This is a genomic window from Roseateles sp. P5_E11 (genome assembly GCF_054049355.1).
Genome location: NZ_JBFUMO010001018.1, coordinates 1 through 1160, shown reverse-complemented (window position 1 = coordinate 1160; position 1160 = coordinate 1). Strand labels below are relative to the sequence as shown.

The window sequence follows — 1160 nt, the reverse complement described above, 5'->3', positions numbered from 1 at the left end:
GGGCTGCGGTGGCCTGGAAGTCGGGCGCTGCGTCACCGGGCTTCAACGCGGCGTGGGCGCTGGCGGCGAGCGCCAGCAGGGAAAGGGCGAGGGTCTTTTTCATGGCAGGGGCTTGTAGGGGTCGTGGCAGTCGTTGCAGGCGAGGGCGATGGCGCGCGCGGCGCCCTTGGCGCTGGCGACATCCCCAGCGGACAGCGCCGTGGTGATGGCGGCGGCCTGGCGCTCGCCTTCGCGCGAGAAGCCGACCGCATCGGCGGCCGGGTAGTCCTTCTCGAAGAAGGCCGTCATGTCGGCATAGAGCTTCTGCAGGGCCTGGGCATCGACCGCGGCCTCGTCGTGGCGGCCGGCGCCGAGGGCCTTCTGCACGCTGACCGACTTGTGGTCGATGGAGCGCATCCAGATGCCGAGGTCCAGCTTGGAAGCGGCGTGGCAGAGCGGCGCGACGAGTAGGGCGATGGAGATGAGGAAGGGAGCTTGCTTCTTCATTTCTTGGTCTTGTAGACCTCGTGGCAGGCCTTGCAGCTGCGCGTCAGGTCACTGAGTGCGTCTTGCGCGGCGTCGTAGTTGCCGGCCTCGACGGCGGCGGCAATGGCCTTGGCGTGGTCCTGCGACTTGCGCGCGAAGTCGACGCCGCGGGCCGCATCGGGCTGAGCCGTGTAGTGGGCGCCGACCTGCTGGAAGAAGCGCGCGAGTTCACGCGCCTCGTCCAGGGCCTTGCGGTTCTGCAGGCTGACGTTGGAGTCGAGATCGCGCAGCGTGTCTTCGGCGCTGCGCATCTCGTCGGCACTGAGCTCGGCTTGGGCGGCGAGGACGGTGGTGGCGATCAGCAGGGGGATGAGGGCGGTTAGCGCCGGGTACGTTTTCATTTGTTGGATGTCTTTGCAGAGGTCCTTATGACTCGTGTGCAGTGCCGCGGGAATCCGCCCCGCGAGGGCGGGTAACTTTTCTCTGACGCGCCAGAGAAAAGTCACCAAAAGAGGAGCGCTCAATGCAATCCGCACTCGAGCAGGATGGAGCGCTCGCGTTGCTCGGAACTGGACGGCGCCTTCACGCGAYCCGCTGCGCTCTCGCTGCTGTCCCTATGACGAGCACCAAACATCGCCACATCCCGCCCGTTAACGCGCGGCTGCACGCCGGGCTCACCAGAAAACCGAAGACRG

2 protein-coding genes are annotated in these 1160 nt (G+C 66.8%); both read right to left on the bottom strand.

Features of this window, described 5'->3' with window-relative positions; all coding sequences use genetic code 11:
- Nucleotides 1–99 precede the first annotated feature (99 nt).
- A complete protein-coding gene (locus ACXJKR_RS33050; RefSeq protein ID WP_457326460.1) occupies nucleotides 100–486 on the bottom strand; it encodes a hypothetical protein in 387 nt (128 codons plus the stop codon).
- Nucleotides 483–866, bottom strand: coding sequence for a hypothetical protein (locus ACXJKR_RS33045; RefSeq protein WP_457326458.1), 384 nt, complete (start codon nucleotides 864–866; stop codon nucleotides 483–485). The genes ACXJKR_RS33050 and ACXJKR_RS33045 overlap by 4 nt, the downstream gene beginning before the upstream one ends.
- Between the last annotated feature and the right edge of the window lie 294 nt (nucleotides 867–1160).

What these genes read in the sequence shown, in the direction of transcription:
- ACXJKR_RS33050 (WP_457326460.1), bottom strand. Translation starts at nt 486, where the DNA reads ATGAAGAAGCAAGCTCCCTTCCTCATCTCCATCGCCCTACTCGTCGCG.
- ACXJKR_RS33045 (WP_457326458.1), bottom strand. Translation starts at nt 866, where the DNA reads ATGAAAACGTACCCGGCGCTAACCGCCCTCATCCCCCTGCTGATCGCC.